The sequence below is a fragment of the Yersinia antarctica genome, assembly GCF_056636475.1.
This window is the reverse complement of sequence record NZ_JBSJQF010000001.1, coordinates 411,013-432,522: the sequence shown is the minus strand read 5'-3', so window position 1 is coordinate 432,522 and position 21,510 is coordinate 411,013. Positions and strand designations below refer to the sequence as shown.

Here is a 21,510-nt window from a genome sequence, read left to right as displayed (position 1 = left end):
AATTACTGCACGGTAGCCGCATCGGATAAGCGCTTTTTCATCTGGCTATATTGTTGCTCAACATAGTGCTCCGCCGCGTTTTGATCACTAATCGCCTCAACCTTAACGGCACAATGCTTGAATTCCGGTGTTTTTGACACCGGATCAACATGATCCACCGTCAACTCATTACAAGCACCAATCCACCACTGATAGGTCATATACACCGCCCCTAGGTTGGCTCGATCGGTAACACTGGCACGAGCGATCACTTTGCCACGCCGCGAGGAGATCCAGATCAGTGCCTGATCAATCACACCGAGCTGGCTGGCATCCTCTGGGTGTATTTGTACATAGCCAGGCTCATCTGCCAGAATCTTCAATGTGGCGCAGTTACCGGTCATAGAGCGGCAACTGTAGTGGCCCACCTCCCGCACGGTGCAAAGTGCCAGTGGGTAATCAGGGTTAGTCTGCTCATGGGGCGGTTGCCATGGTGCACAACTGAGTAAGCCTTTACCGTCCTCAGTAGCAAACTGGCTATCAGTATAGAGATACGGCGTGCCGGGGTGATCTTCTGTCGGGCAAGGCCATTGGACATAACCCAAACCGGCCATTTTCTCGTAGGTTGCACCATAGAACGGTGGGCACAGGTTGCGCATTTCATCCCAAATTTGGCGAGTATTTTGATACGCCATTGGGTAACCCATTGCCGTGGATATCAGGCTAATTATTTCCCAGTCAGGCTTCACATCGCCTTTCGGCTCGATGGCTTTGTTAAAATGCTGGAAGCCACGATCGGCGCTGGTATAAACCCCTTCATGTTCACCCCACGAGGTCGCCGGGAGTACCACATCCGCCAATTCGGCGGTTTTAGTCATAAAGATATCCTGCACCACCACCAGCTCTAATGCCTCGAACGCGGCGCGCATTGCAGCCAAATCAGGTTCGGTCTGGATTGGATCTTCACCAAACACGTAATAGGCTTTCAACTTGCCTTCTGCAACTTTATGCGGCACATCGGTAATCGAGTAACCGATATGCGCGGGTAACTCAGGTACTCCCCAGGCAGCAGCGAAGCGGCTTCTGGCTTCATCATCAGTCACTTTCTCATAACCGGGGAAGGTATTGGGCAGCACGCCCATATCACACGCGCCCTGCACATTATTTTGGCCGCGTACCGGCCCGACGCCAACATTTGGCCGCCCCAGATTACCGGTTAATAACGCCAGCGAAGACAAGCCCTTAACCACATCGACCGCCTGCCCCCATTGGGTGACACCCATGCCCCACAAGATAGTGGCCGCCGGAGCGGCAGCATAAGTGCGCATGGCCTGTCGTACCGCTTGTGCCGGCAAGCCAGTAATGTGTTCAACATCCTCTGGGCGGTAATCTGCCACTCCAACTTGCAGTTCTTCAAAGCCGCGCGTATGTGCACGAACATAATTAGCGTCGTACAGTTTTTCTTCAATCAGCACATAGATAAAGGCATTCACCAGTGCCATATTCGCGCCATTTTTCAGTGCCAACCATTGATCAGCAATACGGGCAGTTTCAATATGTCGCGGATCGCAAACGATCAGTTTGGCTCCCTTGTTTTTGGCCTTGAGGATCCGTCTGGCAACAATCGGGTGAGAGTCAGCCGCGTTATAACCAAACACCAACACACAGTCGGTATTTTCAATCTCACCAATCGAGTTACTCATCGCCCCATTGCCCAGTGTTTGCTGCAATCCTGCTACCGAGGGGCCATGACACAGTCGAGCGCAACAATCGATATTGTTGGTGCCGATGGCGGCACGTGCAAACTTCTGCATCACATAGTTGGCCTCATTGCCCGGCCCCCTTGAGGAGCCAGTCATCATGATGGCATCCGCACCATGGCGCTTTTTTATTGCTTTGAGTTTGGTGGTAATAAAGGCAATGGCTTCCTGCCAGCTCACACGCTGAAATGCCTCACCCCGCTTATGCCGTAATAATGGCGCGGTCAGTCGTGGGGTTAGCAACCGGGTATCGTTGAGGAAATCCCAGCCATAGTAACCTTTCAGGCATAACTCCCCCTGATTTGTGACACCATTGGCCGGCTGGGCGCCAACAATTTCGCCATCCTCAACCAATAAGTTTAATTTGCATCCAGAACCGCAATAAGGGCAGACCGTGAGGATCTTTTCCATTTTATTATCCTTATGACCACAAAGGTTACCGGACGATACCCGGCGCAGCACCACGAGCAGCGCGCAATTGCCTGTCCCGCTGTAGCGCTTCCAACGCCATCGGCGTCACCAATTTCAATGCGTTGGTTGGGCAGACTTCTATACAGGCTGGGCCTGCCTCACGGGAATGGCATAAATCACATTTATGCGCTTGCGCCCGTACCATTGAGTCATGGATTGGCTGCTCAACCATATTCATCGCCCCGAATGGGCAGACCAACATGCAGGTTTTGCAGCCAATACAGCGAGATGCCATTACCTGAACCCCATGAATGCCTGTGACAATGGCACCGTTCGGGCAGGAGTTCTCGCAGGGCGCATCCTCACATTGATGACACAAAATTGGGGTGCTGACGGCAAAGCTTTTCATTACGCTCAAGCGCGGATGGAACTGCTCTGGCGTAATGGTGCTGGCGTTATTATCGGGGCTGTGCGCCACCACACAGGCAATTTCACAGGTGCGGCAACCAATGCACTGCGTCATATCGGCGATTACAAATCGGTTCATCTTCTCTCCTGGCCGCCGGGGTTATAAAACATTGAGATAATAAGCAATGCTTTCGGCCGCTTTGCGCCCCTCGGCAATGGCCGTGACAATCAGATCTGCGCCACGCACGATGTCACCACCCGCAAAGATTTTTGGGTTACTGGTTTGATACGGGTAACCGGAAATCGTCGGTGCGACCACTCGCCCCTGCTTATCCAGCACCACATTGTGTTCTGCCAGCCACGACATACGGTGCGGGCTAAAACCAAAGGCCATAATCACCGCGTCGGCCGGAATAATGTGCTCGGAGCCGGTGATTGGGCGGGCCTGCCGCCGCCCTTTAGCATCTGCCTGCCCCATTTCAGTGCGAACCATTTTGATACCAGTAACCTGCCCCTGTTCATCCACCTCAATCTTTTGTGGCTGAAGATTGAACATAAATTCGGCCCCCTCCTCGCGCGCATTTTTCACCTCTCGCTTGGAGCCAGGCATGTTCTTTTCATCACGGCGGTAAGCACAAATCACGCTGCTAGCACCATGGCGCAACGACGTACGCACACAATCCATCGCAGTATCGCCGCCGCCCAAAACCACTACCCGTTGGTTTTCCATGCTGACATAAGGGTGAGCACCACTGCCCGCGTACCCCATCAGGTGTTGGGTATTGCCGATCAGGAATGGCAAAGCATCGTAAACCCCTTGAGCATCCTCATTTTCCAACCCGGAGCGCATTGAACGGTATGTTCCCACGCCGAGGAATAGGGCATCGAAATCACTAAGCAGGCTCTCCATGGTGATATCCCGCCCAATCTCGGTATTTAGGCAGAACTCGACACCCATCTCGCTAAAAATCTCACGCCGACGGGTCATCACACCTTTCTCTAATTTGAATGCCGGAATACCAAAGGTTAACAAACCACCGATTTCGGGATAACGATCAAACACCACCGGTGTAATGCCGTTACGGACCAGAATATCCGCACACCCTAACCCCGCAGGCCCTGCACCGATGATAGCAACACGTTTACCCGTGGGTTTGACTTGCGACATATCCGGCCGCCAGCCGGTGGCTAATGCCGTTTCCGTAATATGCCGTTCAATCTGACCAATCGTCACTGCGCCATCGTGGTCGTTTAAAGTACAAGCTTGTTCACACAAGCGGTCCTGCGGACAAACTCGGCCACATATCTCTGGCAAACTACTGGTTTGGTGGGATAACTCAGCTGCTTCATGAATACGGCCCTGATGAGCCAATGAAATCCATTTCGGGATAGCGTTATGTAGCGGGCAGGTCCACTGACAGATGGTTTTATCACCGCAATTTAAACAACGTTCAGCCTGCTCATGGATTTGGCCTTCGGTGAACGGCAGATAGATCTCGGCAAAACTTGCCTTACGCTCCGCCAGTGGGATTTTTTTAGGCTCAAGGCGCGGTGTTCGTGGCCGCTGCAATAGATTAACCGGTGCCACATCACGAATATTTTTGCTCAGTGGGCTGAATGAGTGCGCCGCGCCAGCAGAAGTAGCACTACTGAACAAACGGCCATTGTGCTCATTCAATGCGGTGCGCTGGCGCTTTTGCTGCTGTTGCCGGAGTAGATAATGTTGATCAACCAGTGTCAGGGCCTGCGTCGGACAGGTTTTGATACAAGCAGGGCCATCAGGCTGATCAATACAAAGGTCGCATTTCTGTGCTTCAGTACGTTGATAGGCATCGGCCAGACGATGACTCGCAGGTTGTACCGTCTCGGTCACCACCGTCATCATGCCAAACGGGCAGGCGATCATGCAGGTTTTGCAGCCGATACATTTTTCCTGAATAACCTGAACACTGTTATTTAACTCAACGATGGCACCATTCGGGCAAGTGCTGGCACAAGGGGCATCTTCACAATGGTGACAAAAGACCGCAGTGGCACTTTGGTTACCTTTAAATACTTTCACCCGAGGTGTGAAATAGTCAGGTTTATCAGGGAATGTCCCCTCATGATGAGCGACCACACAAGCTACTTCACAGCTCCGACAGCCAATACAACTTTCGGCGTCAGCCACAATAAATGGATTCATCTTATTTCTTCCCAGAAGTCACGCCATTGCCGGATAAATAATTATTATTTGCAACAACTATTCACAACTCTATCAAATCATTAACCTTACAAACATAGTGTCTATAATATTGTATTATTACAATTAATTTTTAATGCAAAAGAATCGTGCCATTGCTGATATTTCGTGATAATTAAATAGGCAAATGCACGAAGATAAAGAGTAATAAATAGCGGGAAGAATCGATTAAGCACAGTTATTTTACCCAGTTATTTACAATAATAAAGAGATTTAACTCGGACAATGTTAATTAGATGTTTATTTACCCCATCTGAATACTAAAGATAATTTTGATCTAGATCAGTTTATTATCAGGATTAAAAATAATCTCATTGGGATATAACCAAACTAGTTGCTGTTGCGGTAAGACCGCTCGCACCGTCGCAACCTCAAGTCCGACGGGTATTTGTGATGATAACCCCACTTCGCTGTACAGCCACACAACAATTAAATAATTTAGCCGCATTTTTTTGGGCCTATGCACAATGCGAATTATTTCTCCGCTCCATATAATGTATCTGGCGCTAACGAAGACATTTATGAAAATTGATTTTTTTATTTATATAACACCAAATAAAAAATAGGTTATTGCATCTCATTCATAACGAATTTAAATGCGGCAACCTAAATAATGATTATAGAGGGTATAAAAATGAGTCTGGAAGCCGCTGTGACTGAAAAACGGACCCACGTCCGATATATAATATTATTGATTATCTTTATTGTGACTGCAATTAACTATGCTGACCGGGCAACATTGTCAATTGCAGGCACCGAAGTGGCAAAAGAATTGCAATTAGATGCTGTTGCAATGGGTTATATCTTCTCAGCCTTTGGTTGGGCTTACCTGCTAATGCAAATACCGGGTGGTTGGTTATTAGACCGCTACGGCTCCAAGCGGGTCTACACCTATAGCCTGTTCTTCTGGTCGTTATTTACCTTTACGCAAGGGTTTGTCGACATGTTCCCGATAGCGTATGCCGCTATCTCCATGTTTATCATGCGCTTTATGTTAGGTTTCTCTGAAGCTCCCTCTTTCCCGGCTAACGCCAGAATTGTCGCGGCCTGGTTTCCAACCAAAGAAAGAGGCACCGCTTCAGCCATTTTTAACTCTGCACAATACTTCTCTCTGGCCCTTTTCTCTCCGTTATTAGGTTATTTAACCTTTGCCTGGGGCTGGCAGCATGTATTTACTGTGATGGGCGGGCTAGGTTTCGTATTAACCATTGCCTGGGTTAAATTTATCCATAACCCGACCGATCACCCGGGTATGTCTGCATCTGAACTTGAATACATAAAACAAGGTGGTGCTGTTGTCGATATGGACCACAAGAAACCTGACGGTCATAAAAGCGGTCCTAAATTAGATTATCTGAAGCAATTATTGGCTAGCCGAATGATGTTAGGTGTCTTCTTTGGTCAATACTTTATTAATACCATTACCTGGTTCTTCCTAACCTGGTTCCCCATTTATTTAGTACAAGATAAAGGGATGTCTATTTTAAAAGTGGGGATGGTGGCCTCTATCCCGGCATTGTGCGGATTTGCCGGTGGTGTATTAGGTGGCGTATTCTCTGACTCACTCATTAAACGTGGTCACTCTCTGACTTTTGCCCGTAAAGTCCCTATCGTGTTAGGTATGTTATTGGCATCAAGCATTATTCTGTGTAACTACGTCGATAGTGACGTAGTGGTGGTCGCACTGATGGCATTGGCCTTCTTTGGTAAAGGTTTCGGTGCATTGGGCTGGCCAGTTATTGCTGATACCGCACCAAAAGAAATTGTTGGTTTATGTGGCGGATTATTTAACGTATTTGGTAACGTCGCCTCTATTGTCACACCGCTGGTTATCGGTTATCTGGTGAAAGAATTACACTCCTTTAATGCCGCATTAATCTTTGTTGGATGCTCTGCCATTATGGCTATGTTCTGCTACTTATTTGTTGTAGGCGATATCAAACGTCTGGAATTGAAAACATCTTAAGGGAATAACAATAGGTGCCTCTTATGGGGCACTTGTTGTTTGAAATATAGCGACAGGACACCTAATGAAAATAGTCATCGCACCAGACTCTTATAAAGAAAGTTTATCGGCAATAGCAGTAGCTCAGGCTATTGAACAAGGTTTTAGAGAAATATTCCCTTATGCTGAATACATCAAGATCCCCGTGGCTGATGGTGGTGAAGGCACTGTCGACGCCATGATCAGCGCAACCGGCGGCCAAAAAATCATGACTGATGTTACCGGGCCGCTGGGTAATAAAATCCAGGCTTTCTGGGGATTATCAGGTGATAGGAAGTCGGCTTTTATTGAGATGGCAGCGGCCAGCGGACTGGAATTGGTCCCTCCCGAATTGAGGAACCCGTTAAACACTACCTCCTACGGTACCGGTGAATTAATCCGTGCGGCGCTGCAAACAGGCGTGCGTCATATTATTATCGGTATCGGTGGCAGTGCCACCAACGATGGCGGTGCAGGTATGGTACAAGCGCTAGGAGCCAAATTGCGTAACGCCTACGGCGCAGAGATTGATTTTGGTGGCGGCAGTTTACATAACATTGCCTCGATAGATGTGTCGCAGCTGGACCCACGCCTTAAAGATTGCCGCATTGAAGTCGCTTGTGATGTGACCAATCCGCTGACCGGTGAGCAAGGTGCTTCCGCTATTTTTGGCCCACAGAAGGGGGCTACGGCCACAATGATTGTGATACTGGATAATAACCTGGTCCATTACGCGCAAATGGTTAAACAATATCTGGGAATAGACGTAGATAGGATACCCGGCGCGGGGGCCGCTGGCGGTATGGGGGCCGCATTGTTAGCATTTTGCGGTGCACAGTTGCGCCAGGGCGTGGAGATAGTCGCGGAAGCATTAGACCTGGAAACCTATATCAAAGACTGTCATTTCGTTCTGACCGGTGAAGGCCGGATAGACAGCCAAAGTATCAATGGCAAAGTCCCGGTCGGTGTCGCTCGATTAGCCAAAAAATACAATAAACCAGTGATTGGTATTGCCGGCAGCCTGGCTACCGATGCCAACATTGTTCATCAACATGGTGTTGATGCTATTTTCAGTATTATTTACCATATTTGTACACTTGACGATGCACTCTCTCAGGCAACTGAAAATATCAGAACTGCTTCTCGCAATATCGCCTCTGTTATTAATATTGGCATAGCCTCATTTGATATCAAAGCATCAGCATAATAAAAGCCCGCGTACCCCTTTTTAACATAGCCCTTTGTCGAAGGGCTTTTTTTATATGCGTTTTTAATGTCAAAGTATGTCGGCGATAAATGACCTTTTCGTGATAATGCTCACCTGCTTTTGGGCTTGCGAACAAAAATAGACATTAAACCCATTAGCATCTAGGTCATCCGCACAATGCCTTGCTCTTTTTAGCGGCGTATACTTATTTACAAGCTAGTGAGCATTATGTTTAAGACAAATAATGGCTGTATTGATAAAAATAACAGTTATGTTATCAACATAATTATCGTACCCAAAAAAATTAAAGGGTATATAAGGGAAATATTATGAGCATTTGTAATAGTCCTGTAGACAACCCGCTTTATATTAAAGTACAGGACGCGGATAATGTTGCCATTGTGGTTAATAACAATGGCCTATGTGCTGGCACTCGGTTTAAATGTGGCCTTGAACTTATTGAGCATGTGCCACAAGGCCATAAAGTGGCTTTGGTCGATATTCCTAAAGGCGGCCCAATCATTCGTTATGCTGAGGTGATTGGTCTGGCAGTGCGGGATATCGCTCGCGGCGGCTGGATAGATGAATCGTTGGTTGAATTACCTGCCGCACCTGCACTGGAGACCTTACCCCTTGCCACCGCAGTCCCCGAGGCTCTGCCACCACTGGAAGGTTATACCTTTGAGGGCTATCGCAACGCTGACGGCAGTGTCGGGACCAAAAACCTACTCGCGATTACCACCAGCGTACATTGCGTCGCTGGCGTGGTGGATTATGTGGTCAATATCATTGAGCGCACCCTACTACCCAAATATCCCAATGTCGATGGCGTAGTTGCACTGAATCACTTATATGGCTGTGGAGTGGCAATCAATGCCCCAGCAGCGGTAGTGCCCATTCGCACTATTCATAACTTGGCCCTTAACCCCAATTTTGGTGGCGAAGTGATGGTCGTCGGTCTCGGTTGTGAAAAGCTCCAACCCGAGCGGCTGCTGGAAGGGACACCTGACGTGCAGGTTATCTCACTGGATGAAAGCAATATCGTGCGCTTGCAGGATGAGAAACACGTCGGCTTCCGTTCCATGGTCGATGACATTCTGCAAGTGGCGGAAAAGCACCTGCAACGCCTGAATATGCGCCAACGTGAAACCTGCCCGGCCTCTGAATTGGTGGTCGGTATGCAATGCGGTGGCAGTGACGCTTTTTCTGGCGTAACCGCCAACCCTGCGGTGGGCTATGCTTCGGACTTACTGGTGCGTTGCGGCGCAACCGTCATGTTCTCTGAAGTCACGGAAGTGCGTGATGCTATCCATCTGTTAACCCCGCGGGCGATTAACGAGGAGGTTGGCAGAAGGTTACTGGAAGAGATGAAATGGTACGACGACTATCTCGAAACCGGCAAAACCGATCGTAGCGCCAACCCTTCACCTGGGAATAAAAAGGGCGGCTTAGCAAACGTCGTGGAAAAAGCACTCGGTTCCATTGCCAAATCCGGCCGCAGCGCCATTGTGGAAGTGCTTTCACCGGGGCAGCGCCCCACCAAGCGTGGGCTGATTTTTGCAGCCACCCCAGCCAGTGATTTTGTCTGCGGCACGCAACAGTTAGCATCTGGTATTACCGTTCAGGTATTTACCACCGGGCGCGGCACCCCTTATGGTCTGGCGGCAGTGCCGGTAATCAAAATGGCAACCCGCACTGATCTGGCTAACCGCTGGCATGACCTGATGGATATCGATGCCGGAACCATTGCGACAGGTGATGCCACTATTGAAGAGGTTGGTCAGCAATTATTTGAATTTATTCTGGATATTGCCAGTGACCGCAAACGGACGTGGTCCGATCAATGGGGGCTGCGCAATGCCTTGGCGGTGTTTAATCCGGCACCAGTGACCTAAGTATCAGTGAATCATCAGGCCGGGTGACACTCACTCGGCCTGCTCTTCTTGCTATCACATCTATCTCTACTCCTGCTCGCCCAATTGAAGCGCCACATACAGCAGCAAGCGATCATCAAAGTTCGCTAAATCTAAACCGGTCAGTTCGGAAATACGATTCAACCGATACTCCAGGGTATTGCGATGAATAAATAACGCTTTGGCAGTAGCCGTTGGCTGCACGTTATTACGGAACCAGCAGGCCAGAGTGCGCCGCAACAGACCGTTACTGTCCATCGCCCGTAATTTAGCCAGTGGTAAGGCTAATTCATTGGCCTGCCAGCCACCACGCAAACTATCAAGCAATACCGGTAACACCAAATCCTGATAGTAATAGCTGCGTTGCTCCGGCATCCGTTGCTTACCGACCGCCATGGTAGTACGAGCGGTACGGTATGAGCGCGCAATACTGCCCGGCCCGGTAAAGAAATTGCCAAGCGACAGGCGCACTCGCAAGCGGCCCCGCTCAGTCATGCGCGACAGCAAAGACTCCATACGCCGCCGGTGATCAATAGCATCCCAGCGGCCATGGCTATTTAGCGCCGGTTTAAGCACCACCATCTCAGTCAGTGAAACAATCGCAATCAGATTATTGCGCTCTGGCGTCGTCAACAGGGTTTGCAGCTCTTGTAATTCCGACATAGCACTGTCGACACTCAACTGGCCGCTGTCCACATCCACCACGGCTACGACCCGTGGTTCATTGATATCCACCCCAAGGCGCTGCGCCCATTCAATCAGTGCCGGTGATATCTCTTCGGTGCGGATCAAGTTCAATACCAACTCTTCACGCAGACGGCTATCCTGCGCCAGCAGATGCACCAACCGCGCCTGCTCCATCATCATCTCTGCTGCCATGCACACCAGTTCGCCATATTGACGTAGTTGCCCCGGGTTGCCGGTTAGGCCAATCACCCCCACGATTTCGCCCTCAAGGCGCAATGGCAGGTTGATCCCTGGCCTCACCCCGTGCAACTGGCGAGCAACAGCTTCATCGATATCGACAATCCGGCCATGAGACAGCGACAAGAGCGCCCCTTCATGCAGTTCGCCAAGGCGCTCTTCATCACCACTACCAATGATCCGCCCTTTACCATCCATCACATTAATATTGGTATCAATGATCTTCATGGTACGGGTAACAATATCCTGGGCTAGCCGGGGGTCAAGATTATATACACTCATGAATGGGCCTCAGTCTGGGCTGATGCACCAGCATATGAGGTCTGGAAGGGGAATACATTGGACAAACGCCCAATTCACACCACAAAGAAAGAGAGTTGAGGGACGGGTCACATAAATGGCAAGACCGGGGGCATGTTGCTGGCAAAGTTGAGCGCCAACGAGGAAATCAGGGCCAATCAATCGTTAGCCCTGATAGAGATTTACCGGTGGATGGTTATGACCAAAAGCGTGTTATTTACTTTCTTGCGCTGATTTACCGACAGCCATCCCCATCGCCAGCGTGGCGGCAATATTGCGTGCGGTCATAAACACATTGGCTGCCGCATTATCCAGTGCCTGCTCCAGAGTACAGATACTGTAGATCACGCTGAATACCGCATCCAGACCATGCTCATACACCACATCAACATCATCTGTCAGGCTACCGGCAATACCAATCACTGGCTTATTATAACGTTTGGCAACTCTCGCGACACCAATCGGCACTTTGCCGTGAATGGTTTGGCTATCAATGCGCCCTTCGCCGGTAATAACAAATGTCGCGTCCCTAACCAAAGCGTCCAGACCAAGAGCATCGGTAACAATATCAATACCGGGACTTAAGGTTGCACCGCAAAACGCCAGCAATGCCGCGCCTAAACCACCCGCCGCGCCAGCGCCTTCAACCTGGTCAACATCAATATCAAGATAACGTTTAATGATACCTGCATAATGCTGCAAACCGTCATCCAGTTGGCTAACCATCTCAGGTGTCGCCCCTTTCTGCCGCCCAAAAATAGCCGATGCCCCTTCACTGCCAGTCAGTGGATTGGTGACATCACAAGCAACATCGATTTGGCACTGCTTAATCCGCGGATCCAGTCCTGAGATATCAATAACATCCAGTTCAGCCAGCTTCCCGCCGCCAAAACCAATCTGCTTACCCTGCTTATCCAGCAGTTTGACACCCAGCGCTTGCACCATGCCCGCACCGCCATCATTGGTGGCACTGCCACCGATGCCGATAATTATATGTTTGACCCCCTGATCCAGCGCATTACAAATCAATTCGCCGGTACCGTAGGAGGTGGTTTTCAGTGGGTTGCGCAGTTCTGGTGGAACCAGCTCTAGCCCGCTGGCGGCCGCCATTTCAATAAAAGCCGATTTTTCATCACCGGATATTCCGTAAAAAGCCGCAACTTCGTCACCTAACGGGCCGGTCACATTGACCTGAATAATCCGGCCAGTGGTGGCCGCGACCATGGCCTCAACGGTACCTTCACCACCATCCGCGACCGGCAATTTGATATATTGTGCATCGGGAAATTGAGTGCGAAAACCCGCTTCAATCTGCACCGCAACATCCAGCGCAGATAAGCTTTCTTTATAAGAGTCTGGGGCGATGACTATTTTCATAAATGATTCAATCTCATGAGCTATCCAATACCGCACAGGCTCCGACGTTATAAACCGGCCGCTCAGGATAACGGAATGCTTACCAGTATAGCCCTGTTACCCAGTAGCCCGGCACCCGCAGGCACCGGTGCCACCGATTAACGAGTGACTTCAACTTTAGCCAATTTCTCGTAATAACACGCCAATGCACTGTGGTCAGCGGTGCCCAAACCATCAGCTTTCAGCGCCTGCATCATCTCCATCACGGCTGCGGTCAGGGGCAACTGAGCACCGACGCCATGTGAGGTGTCGAGGGCATTAGCTAAGTCTTTGATATGTAGATCGATACGGAAGCCTGGTTTGAAGTTACGATCCATCACCATCGGTGCCTTGGCTTCCAACACGGTACTGCCTGCCAGACCACCACGGATCGCTTGGAATACCAGATCAGGGTTCACTCCCGCCTTAGTTGCCAGCACCAAGGCTTCAGACATCGCGGCAATATTCAGTGCGACAATCACCTGATTGGCCAGTTTAGTCACATTACCAGCACCAATATCACCAGTATGCACCACCGATCCCCCCATGGCTTTCATCACCTCGAAACAGCTCTCGAATACCGCTTTATCACCACCCACCATCACTGACAAGGTGCCATCGATAGCTTTTGGCTCACCACCACTGACTGGCGCGTCCAACATTGCAACCTGCTTTAGTGCCAGCGCTTCACTGATTTCACGGCTAACCAGCGGTGCAATCGAACTCATATCAATCAGCACAGAACCCGGTTTAGCACCTTCAATAACACCGTTTTCACCCAGTACCACTTCTTTTACATGAGGCGAATTAGGTAGCATGGTAATGATGATATCGCATTCTGCTGCCAGCGCTTTTGGTGTCGTTGCCGTACGCGCGCCAGCGGTGATCAATTCATCCAGCACCGCAGCATTACGATCGAGGACTGTTAATGAGTAGCCCGCTTTCAGCAGATTTTTACTCATTGGTTTTCCCATAATCCCTAAACCAATAAAGCCGATTTTCATTTATTACTCCTCAATTAAGTCGGAAGGCCGTCAACGCGGCAGTACTAAACTGTCAAAACAGACTGATGGTTATTTTTTAAATTTGTCGCATAACGCCTGAGTCGCGCTACGAAATACGCCCAAATCACTGCCAACAGCGACAAAGGTTGCCCCCCATTCGAGATAACGGCGGGCATCAGCTTCAACTGGCGCCAAAATACCGCTAGGCTTACCCTGTGCTTTAGCGCGATCAAAAATATGACGAATCACTTTTTGTACTTCGGGATGATTGGGCTGCCCCAGATAACCCAGTGCCGCCGACAGATCGCCCGGTCCAACAAAAATACCGTCCACCCCATCAACGGCGGCGATAGCATCAATATTATCCACCCCTTGCTGGCTTTCGATTTGCACCAGTACGGTGATGTTGTCGTTGATGGTGGCAAAGTAGTCGGGTACGGTGCCGTAATTGTTACCGCGATGAGACACAGAAACCCCGCGGATCCCCGCCGGTGGATAACGGGTCGAGGCAACCGCACTTATGGCTTCTGCTTCGCTTTCAACAAACGGGATCAGGAAGTTATAAAAACCGATATCCAATAAGCGTTTTATAATGATGGGTTCATTACAGGGCGCACGTACAACCGGTGCGCTATTACTGCCTTTCAGCGCCATGAGTTGTGGAATAAACGTCGTAACATCGTTCGGCGCATGTTCACCGTCCAGAACCAACCAGTCAAAACCCGCCAGGCCCAGCACTTCGGCTGAAATATGATTTGCCAGTGCACTCCAGCAACCAATAAGGGTTTGCCCTTGTTGTAGGTTGCGGCGGAACTGATTAGGATAATTTTGCAGACTCATTTTCGATCCTTATAATTGAACGCCCGGATGGAACGACGGCTCGATGCAGGACGTGATGCAATTCAGGTTGCCAGCGCACACGGCAGTGGGTGTTAGTCGTTAATTTTGCGCCTGTTTTGTAAGATTTTTTCTATTTACGGTTCACGATGATCATTATAGAAACCCCGTTCCAATAAACCATCAGGCAAAAGAACAGGAATTATGAGTTATTCACCAATCGTTATAGGCAGATGCACAATAAAATGCGCCCTGCTTCACAGACTGCTAAATAGCAAAAATCGTGCGGTGATTTTGTCGTTATAAATTAACAAACAACTAAAGGGTAAAGAGTTAGAAAAATGTCGCCGTAGTAATGATAAGGTACAGAGTCTGCTGGCAGAAAATGTCCATACCTGCCGATGTCTATTAATCAGTACGCAGGGTATAGACTATTTGCACCATAGGCGGTGGTAAACCACACTTGCCAGATAAGAGGTTGGAGGAGAGCAACGTGCAACGTGCAACGTGAACAAGTTTTAAGCAGTGCGCTCAATCTATTGGAGCAGCAAGGACTGGCAAACACCACGCTGGAGATGCTGGCAAAAGAGGTGTCAGTTGAAGTCAGTGATCTGGCCCGTTTCTGGCCGGATCGTGAAGCTTTGTTGTATGACTGTCTGCGCTTTCATGGCCAGCAGATAGATACCTGGCGGCGACAATTGCAACTGGACGAGACCTTATCACCCAAACAAAAGTTACTGGCGCGTTACCAGACGCTAGGTGAGCAAGTGCAGAATCAGCGTTACCCCGGTTGCTTATTTATTGCTGCATGCAGTTTCTATCCCGATAATGAACACCCGATCCACCAGTTGGCTGAACAGCAGAAACAGGCCTCACTACTCTATACCCAAGAGCTGTTGCAAGAGATGGACGCTGATGATGCAGCTATGGTTGCACAACAGATGGAACTGATTCTGGAAGGTTGTTTGAGCAAACTGCTGGTTAAACGTCAACTCGTCGATGTTGAAATTGCCAAGCGCCTGGCTGAAGATGTATTGGAAGTCGCGCAATGCCGTAAAAATGGCGCACTGGGTTAAGTAATTTACCACTAAGTTTTATCGCTGCCCTGAGATAATTTCTGGTTCTTTTGTCTGAAAAGAGAGCAGTCAGTACAGTTTTAGTGGTTTTAAACCATAAATTCGTTGACGATCAGCGGCCAATACGGTTTAATGCGCCCCGTTGCCCGGATAGCTCAGTCGGTAGAGCAGGGGATTGAAAATCCCCGTGTCCTTGGTTCGATTCCGAGTCCGGGCACCACTATTTATAAGGCCTCGCTGCAAAGCGGGGCTTTTTCGTATCTGGATTCTGCTCTATTTCCGCTCCGACTCCCTATCCATTACTGACACGATTTCAATAGATTTCCCCCTGTAAGCATCCCGCGCAAACAAACTATTCAATTTTAGAGATCTTTCGACATATTGATGATTTGTGCGGCGGAGACACCTCTCTTCATGAGCAATGTCCTTATATTGTGGATGAGTTATTACCAGAATAGCCGTGTATTCGTTTTTTGAAGAGCAGCTCGGGGGTTAGCCAACCCATCCAAAATAATAAAAACAAAAAAGAGGTACTGCTTTCGCGCAAGGTGGCAGATTAATTTACTGTGGGGCAGGCACTTCTGGTCGCTTGGTGATGTTGGATGCGAGCGAATGCCCGCCAATTTATGGTACGCTGCGAGAAATGGTCGTAGGGCTGATCGCTGGCGGTAATACTGCTATTTTACAGGCAGTTGAAAATGCAGAAGATAGCCGCAAAATGGGTGAGCAATACCTGCATAACCTCAATTTTAATGCACATGATGTGTTAGTGGGCATTGCAGCAAGTGGCCGCACACCTTATGTATTGGGGGCTATGGCCTATGCACGCCATGTTGGCACTAGCGTAGTGGCTATTTCCTGTAATCAAAATAGTGAAATGAGTACAACCGACACTGTAAAACAGCCATTATGATGATCCTAAGTGGTATGTCTGCTGAGGAAGCTAGCGCTATCCTTAACAAAAATAAGGGATTTATCGGTAAAGCGCTACAGGAGATTAAAGTATAACTATGGCGAAAATAACCGGCACTACGATAGACCAAATTTTACTCTTCACGGGCGGGAGTAAAAATATCATTGTCTGCGGAAACTGCATGACAAGGCTCCGTCTCACCTTAAAAGACCGTCAACTGATACAACATGACGACCTGAAAAAAATCCCTGGAGTGATGGGGGTGGTGAACAGCGATGATCAACTGCAAATCATTCTCGGGCCGGGCAAAGCCCAGACCGCCAGCGAGATGATGAACAAGCTCCTGGGTTCTGAACCGCAGCAGGGACATGAAAGTGCTCAGGATGTTGATTTGCAGGTGCTAGCCAGCCAGACAAAACAGCAAATGAAAGCGAAACAAAAAAGCGCTGTTCATAGTTTTCTGGCCAAATTCGCCACCATTTTTACCCCACTCATTCCAGGGTTCATTGCCGCAGGATTACTATTGGGGATAGCAACATTACTCCAGCAGACACTGGCATTGGACGGCGTTATTCAGTCTCCATGGCTGGCGGCACTGATTGCATACATGAAAGTATTTAGTGTTCACTTTCCTTAGCATTCTGATTGGCTTTAATACACAGCAAGCCTTTGGTGGGACGGGGGTCAACGGCGCAATTATCGCTTCGCTATTTATTTTACGCTATGTGCCGGAAGGTACCGTCGGCTACTACGGTGGCATGGAAAACTTCTTTGGTCTGGCAATTGATCCGCGCGGCAATATCATTGGGGTTCTGTTGGCCTGTATCTTGGGCGCATGGATTGAGCGACAGGTGCGCCGTTTTATCCCTGATAATCTAGATATGATCCTGACATCGGCGATAACGTTACTCGCTACAGGAGCAATCACTTTCGTTGTTATCATGCCAGTGGGTGGCGAGCTGTTTAAGGGGATGTCATGGCTGTTTATGCATTTGAATGGTAACCCGTTTGGTACTGCCATTCTGGCAGGGTTATTCCTGATTGCAGTAGTGTTTGGTATCCACCAAGGGTTTGTTCCGGTCTATTTCGCCTTAATGGATGCACAAGGATTTAACTCATTATTCCCTATTCTGGCCATGGCGGGTGCCGGTCAGGTGGGTGCGGCACTGGCACTTTATGCTCGTTCGCCAAAAGGTTCAGTCCTGCGGACACAGATTAAAGGGGCTATTTTCCCTGGGCTACTGGGGATCGGTGAGCCGCTTATTTATGGCGTAACGTTACCACGCCTGAAGCCTTTTATTACCGCATGTTTAGGCGGTGCTGTCGGCGGCTTCTTTATTGGCCTTGTTGCCTGGTTGGGATTACCGGTGGGCCTGAATACCGTGTTTGGCCCATCTGGCTTGGTATCTATTCCTCTGATGACATCAGCCCAAGGTATTTTCGCCGGGATGCTGGTGTATGTGGCTGGTCTGGTTATTTCGTATATTTCCGGGTTTATCCTGACGTGGCTTTTCGGGCATAAGGATGTCGATTTAAGTTGATCTCGTGCTAAACGGTTTGGCCCTGCCCGGCAGGGCCAGCTGAAATCTTTCCGTTATTTTTATTATTCTCATCCCCATATCAACCGAACTCACCTGTTCCTATCGACACCAAGTCTAGATGACCGACTCATCCAGCCAGAATGTTAGCAAGCCGCGACTGATGAGCGCCTTGTTGTAAGCTGTCCAATGGATGATATCGAACCTTTGTTTTGCCACGAGATACTGCAATATCATCAGAAATGTGGTGATCCAAACCTGATTAGGGCTAAAAGTTCGATTTATTCAACAAAGATCTTATTTTTATAACTCAGTTAGTTGACTGATAATTAAGTGCCTTCGCTAATTTAGAATCTGGTTTCGCCAGTTTATCTAAACGCTTTTCATCAATGCTGTTCAGCTGGCCTAAAGCTCTTGCCGTTTGACCTGAATGCCCTATCAGTTGCTGCTTGGGTACATTCACCATCAGGGTTGCGGCGTCTTCCAGAGCCTTGATATAGTCATCTTGCTTACGCAAATTATAACGTTTTAAATCCATCTTACTGCGTAATAGCTGTCCCCAATAAAACTCGAGGAAAGGTATTTCTTTATAAGGCTTACCCGTTTCAGGGTTAAGATTTTTATCAGACTTATCGTAAGATATACCGCGTAGATAATAGAGTATTGAGCGATATGGATCGTCCTGAAAAGCACTCGTGCCCAGGGTTGCAGGCAATTGAGAGAACGTAATTGGTTTCCCCTCGGCATCAATAGGGAGAAAATGTTTAAGTTCAGTCATCTGTTGTTCGAACTGAGCTTGAGTAAATAACGTTCCGTCGTTGTCACGGCTTATATTCTGCCCGACCAGTACGCTTAAGGTCACATCACCGCCACCACCGGGTGCATCCCAAAAGCTGTTAAATGCATGATGACCATCAGTCAGGTAAAGTTTCCCCATTGGTCCGATATCAACCGTGTTCATATCAGCTTTATTGGTTCCTATAGCCTGTTTACAGGTATATGAAGTGGGATCTTTCGGTGTTGATGACAGGCTATATTTAGCCAGTTTCCCTGCCCCTTGAACTTTACACAAATCGTTGAATAAGTGCTTTGAATCGCTAGCATAATCAGCCAAATCACCTGCAATCTGGAGCTTACCTACGGTTATTTGGGTCGGATGCAACTCACTGAGCTTAATTTGAATAACATCGCCGGGTTTAGTGAGTAAGTCGTTATGGGGAAGAGATTGTGCCGCGCACAAATTAACTGAATAGAGTATTAGTCCACAAAATAATAAAATAGAGGCCGAAAATAACTCGCTAGCCCATCTTACCTGGGTAGCTCCAGCCTGATATAAGTAATTTTTGCTCAAAGACACATTGAACTCCTCAAGTGGACATTAACATTTCCTACCAATTTCATTGGCATATTGATTAAGCGTAGAATATCTCCCCCCTCGCAGTAGCACGTACTGCGAACATTATCTGGCGTTTATGGCAGTTGATACCCTATTTGCAATACCAGCGTAGGTTCCAGAGGATAATAATACCCAGAAAATATCGACCATGAAATTAGCGTATCGATTAACCTGCCAGATAAAGAGATGCTCCAGTTTATCAGATGTTACATTGAAAGCCATATGCAATAAAACCATCATTTACACTGGTTTGTGATGCAGAAGTATTAGGTTCATAAAAGTCTCCATTTTGAGCCAAAGCAGGAGATCTACATGCAGCAACAATGGTTAATATAGTGATGAGTTTTTAATTATTCACTCTCTGATTACAATAAGGGACGTATAAACACGACGCTTTGCCCTATTGATGTGGTTAATCCATCTGTCAATCAATACAGGGGAACTTAAATAAACGCAGGTATAACTTAAAAATTTATAATTAACTATTCCAGCTAAATGAATTTAACGATTCCGTCTAAAATAGCAATATAAATACATTGGAATTCCTGTTATTTTTGTAGGAAAATTCATTTTTTAGCAAATAATAGGGACTGGAGATAATGAGATCGGTGAGTGACGACTCGTTATTTTTCCAATCCTATAACTGTGTTAACATTTTAGTATTTCTTACTATTCAAATCCTCCACACAGCTGATGTTAATCATAACTATCACGTATAAAACTGTAGGCTATTTTAGTTTTAAATAAAGTTTAATCAAACTGTCTGTTTAATTGATACTGTTTAATGTGCAGCTTATGTGATCGCACGTTAGCACCATTAGATAACAGCGGATAGGTTAAATAACCTTAGTTATCGTGGTGAAAAGACACTAAATGGTTTCGAGCTGATTAAGTTTAATGGCTTTGGCTCTAACAGTGAGCTTTCAAAATGGCATGATCGTGGAGGGTGTTTATGATTACTCGCTGGTGCATAGTGTGGATGCTAATGCCGCTAAGTTGACAATATATTCGTAAATTAAAATAGGCTAGAGTGATTTTAACAGGGATTCATTATGAATGATCTCATGACTGATATACTAATCGGCATCTCTATATTTATCGCATCTATAGTTTCCTCATTTGTTTTTGTATTTTTAATAAGATAATTTACGTTTAAAATGACAAGTTGAGAGGACGTTAAGCATTGATGCTCAACAATGTCTATTTTCAGTTAGAAGACATTGTTCTTGGCTCACTCTCCTACAAAACTCAAATGGATAAGTGTTAAAATACGTCAACGCCAGAGTATCCCCCCATTAGATACAAAAATAGGTTTCCCCTCGTAGATATGAAATGTTAATCATTTAGTTAAATAATACTAAAGAAATTTTCCATGTCATTTTACAAAAAAACAAATCAAGAAAATTCCTACAGCGATATGTATCATATCCTATATTTAACAAAATAAATTATAGCTATAATCACAGCATGATATAAAAACTCAATCATTAGTATGCCATATAATATTAAATACACTGTGGCGTAGCCTACACTCCATATTTACGAAAGTAAAAATGGTTATCGAGAACGATTCAATTACATTAAAAACACCAATAATATAACTACTTGTTAATAAACATATTTTTACTTAAAAAAATGAGAAATATAATATGCCTGCCTTTAAAAAAACTCTAATCGCTATTGCCTTTACATCAATAACAACGCCTGCTTTTTCCCAAATTATAGTAAATGGCACAACTGTAAATGCTCCTGATGGGACAGTAGTAGATACTGGCTTGATTAACGATTTTTCTGGGCATGCAGCAACGGTATCAAATGGTGGCGTATTAATTGCTGACGGTGATATCACATTAACGACTGGGGGTAATGCCGCTGATACTTTATATGCTTCTGGGGCAGGCTCACGCGTCGATTTTTTACACGGAAGTACATTAACCACTACAGGGACTGGCTCACACGGCGTGTATGCGCAAACTGGTGCCAGTGTTAACTTGGATGACGCAAATATTTCAGTTTCAGGGGCAAATGCCTCCGGCCTGTCACTGGTCTCTAATAGCCAAATTTCATTAAATAACAGTACCATTTCAGCAACAGGTGCCGGTGGCAAGGGTATAGCTGCTAATAATAGTTCAGTAATTATCAATAACTCTAGATTGACAACAACAGGTGCTTATCTCGGCTCAAGTGCCAGTGCTTTACAAATAGCAAATGGTTCACGAGGGA

General features: G+C 47.4%; 13 protein-coding genes, 1 tRNA gene and 2 pseudogenes. 7 read left to right on the top strand and 9 right to left on the bottom strand.

Annotated features, from left to right (window positions below; translation table 11 throughout):
- Positions 1-2 precede the first annotated feature (2 nt).
- The 3 genes from fdhF to aegA are packed head-to-tail and all read right to left on the bottom strand — an operon-like array spanning position 3 to position 4,743.
- Complete coding sequence (gene fdhF, locus ACWJJO_RS01915) at positions 3-2,150, bottom strand: formate dehydrogenase subunit alpha (RefSeq protein WP_481090568.1); 2,148 nt, start codon at positions 2,148-2,150, stop codon at positions 3-5.
- A 25-nt stretch (positions 2,151-2,175) separates the two neighbouring features.
- The gene (locus ACWJJO_RS01910; RefSeq protein ID WP_420073373.1) at positions 2,176-2,697 is read right to left on the bottom strand and encodes a 4Fe-4S dicluster domain-containing protein; all 522 of its coding nucleotides are present in this window, start codon (positions 2,695-2,697) and stop codon (positions 2,176-2,178) included.
- 21 nt (positions 2,698-2,718) lie between these two features.
- Entirely contained in the window at positions 2,719-4,743 is a 2,025-nt protein-coding gene (gene aegA / locus ACWJJO_RS01905) for a formate-dependent uric acid utilization protein AegA (protein WP_083161020.1), read from the bottom strand.
- Between the two features lie 691 nt (positions 4,744-5,434).
- Between aegA and ACWJJO_RS01900 the strand changes: the two genes are divergently transcribed.
- The 3 genes from ACWJJO_RS01900 to garD all read left to right on the top strand — a co-directional run bounded on the left by ACWJJO_RS01900 (position 5,435) and on the right by garD (position 9,886).
- Positions 5,435-6,766 (top strand): MFS transporter, encoded by a 1,332-nt coding sequence (locus ACWJJO_RS01900; protein ID WP_005187385.1) that lies wholly within the window; start codon positions 5,435-5,437, stop codon positions 6,764-6,766.
- Positions 6,767-6,830: 64 nt separating this feature from the next.
- A complete protein-coding gene (locus ACWJJO_RS01895; RefSeq protein ID WP_442821323.1) occupies positions 6,831-7,991 on the top strand; it encodes a glycerate kinase in 1,161 nt (386 codons plus the stop codon).
- Between the two features lie 329 nt (positions 7,992-8,320).
- Complete coding sequence (gene garD / locus ACWJJO_RS01890; protein WP_420073539.1) at positions 8,321-9,886, top strand: galactarate dehydratase; 1,566 nt, start codon at positions 8,321-8,323, stop codon at positions 9,884-9,886.
- 66 nt (positions 9,887-9,952) lie between these two features.
- Here garD and ACWJJO_RS01885 read toward each other — a convergent pair whose 3' ends face one another.
- The 4 genes from ACWJJO_RS01885 to garL form a co-directional block, all read right to left on the bottom strand.
- A complete protein-coding gene (locus ACWJJO_RS01885; RefSeq protein ID WP_019211377.1) occupies positions 9,953-11,110 on the bottom strand; it encodes a CdaR family transcriptional regulator in 1,158 nt (385 codons plus the stop codon).
- A gap of 231 nt (positions 11,111-11,341) precedes the next feature.
- A complete protein-coding gene (locus tag ACWJJO_RS01880; RefSeq protein WP_083161026.1) occupies positions 11,342-12,505 on the bottom strand; it encodes a glycerate kinase in 1,164 nt (387 codons plus the stop codon).
- A 137-nt stretch (positions 12,506-12,642) separates the two neighbouring features.
- Positions 12,643-13,527, bottom strand: a complete 885-nt coding sequence (garR, locus tag ACWJJO_RS01875; RefSeq protein ID WP_083161028.1) for a 2-hydroxy-3-oxopropionate reductase — start codon at positions 13,525-13,527, stop codon at positions 12,643-12,645.
- A 69-nt stretch (positions 13,528-13,596) separates the two neighbouring features.
- Positions 13,597-14,367 carry a 2-dehydro-3-deoxyglucarate aldolase gene (garL, locus tag ACWJJO_RS01870; protein WP_481090567.1) on the bottom strand — a complete coding sequence of 257 codons (771 nt, stop codon included), beginning with the start codon at positions 14,365-14,367 and terminating at the stop codon, positions 13,597-13,599.
- Between the two features lie 497 nt (positions 14,368-14,864).
- On the opposite strand from garL, the gene ACWJJO_RS01865 reads away from it, so the two are divergent.
- The 4 genes and pseudogenes from ACWJJO_RS01865 (at position 14,865) to murP (ending at position 17,894) form a co-directional block, all read left to right on the top strand.
- A complete protein-coding gene (locus tag ACWJJO_RS01865; RefSeq protein WP_083161032.1) occupies positions 14,865-15,440 on the top strand; it encodes a transcriptional regulator in 576 nt (191 codons plus the stop codon).
- Positions 15,441-15,584: 144 nt separating this feature from the next.
- Positions 15,585-15,660, top strand: a tRNA-Phe gene (locus ACWJJO_RS01860).
- A gap of 315 nt (positions 15,661-15,975) precedes the next feature.
- Positions 15,976-16,448: pseudogene (locus ACWJJO_RS01855) on the top strand (N-acetylmuramic acid 6-phosphate etherase); the annotation flags it as partial.
- Between the two features lie 2 nt (positions 16,449-16,450).
- A pseudogene (gene murP, locus ACWJJO_RS01850) lies at positions 16,451-17,894 on the top strand (PTS N-acetylmuramic acid transporter subunit IIBC).
- Between the two features lie 307 nt (positions 17,895-18,201).
- Here murP and ACWJJO_RS01845 read toward each other — a convergent pair.
- A complete protein-coding gene (locus ACWJJO_RS01845; RefSeq protein WP_442848205.1) occupies positions 18,202-19,248 on the bottom strand; it encodes a ParB-like protein in 1,047 nt (348 codons plus the stop codon).
- A 1,666-nt stretch (positions 19,249-20,914) separates the two neighbouring features.
- Positions 20,915-21,430 carry a hypothetical protein gene (locus tag ACWJJO_RS01840; protein WP_442821326.1) on the bottom strand — a complete coding sequence of 172 codons (516 nt, stop codon included), beginning with the start codon at positions 21,428-21,430 and terminating at the stop codon, positions 20,915-20,917.
- Between the last annotated feature and the right edge of the window lie 80 nt (positions 21,431-21,510).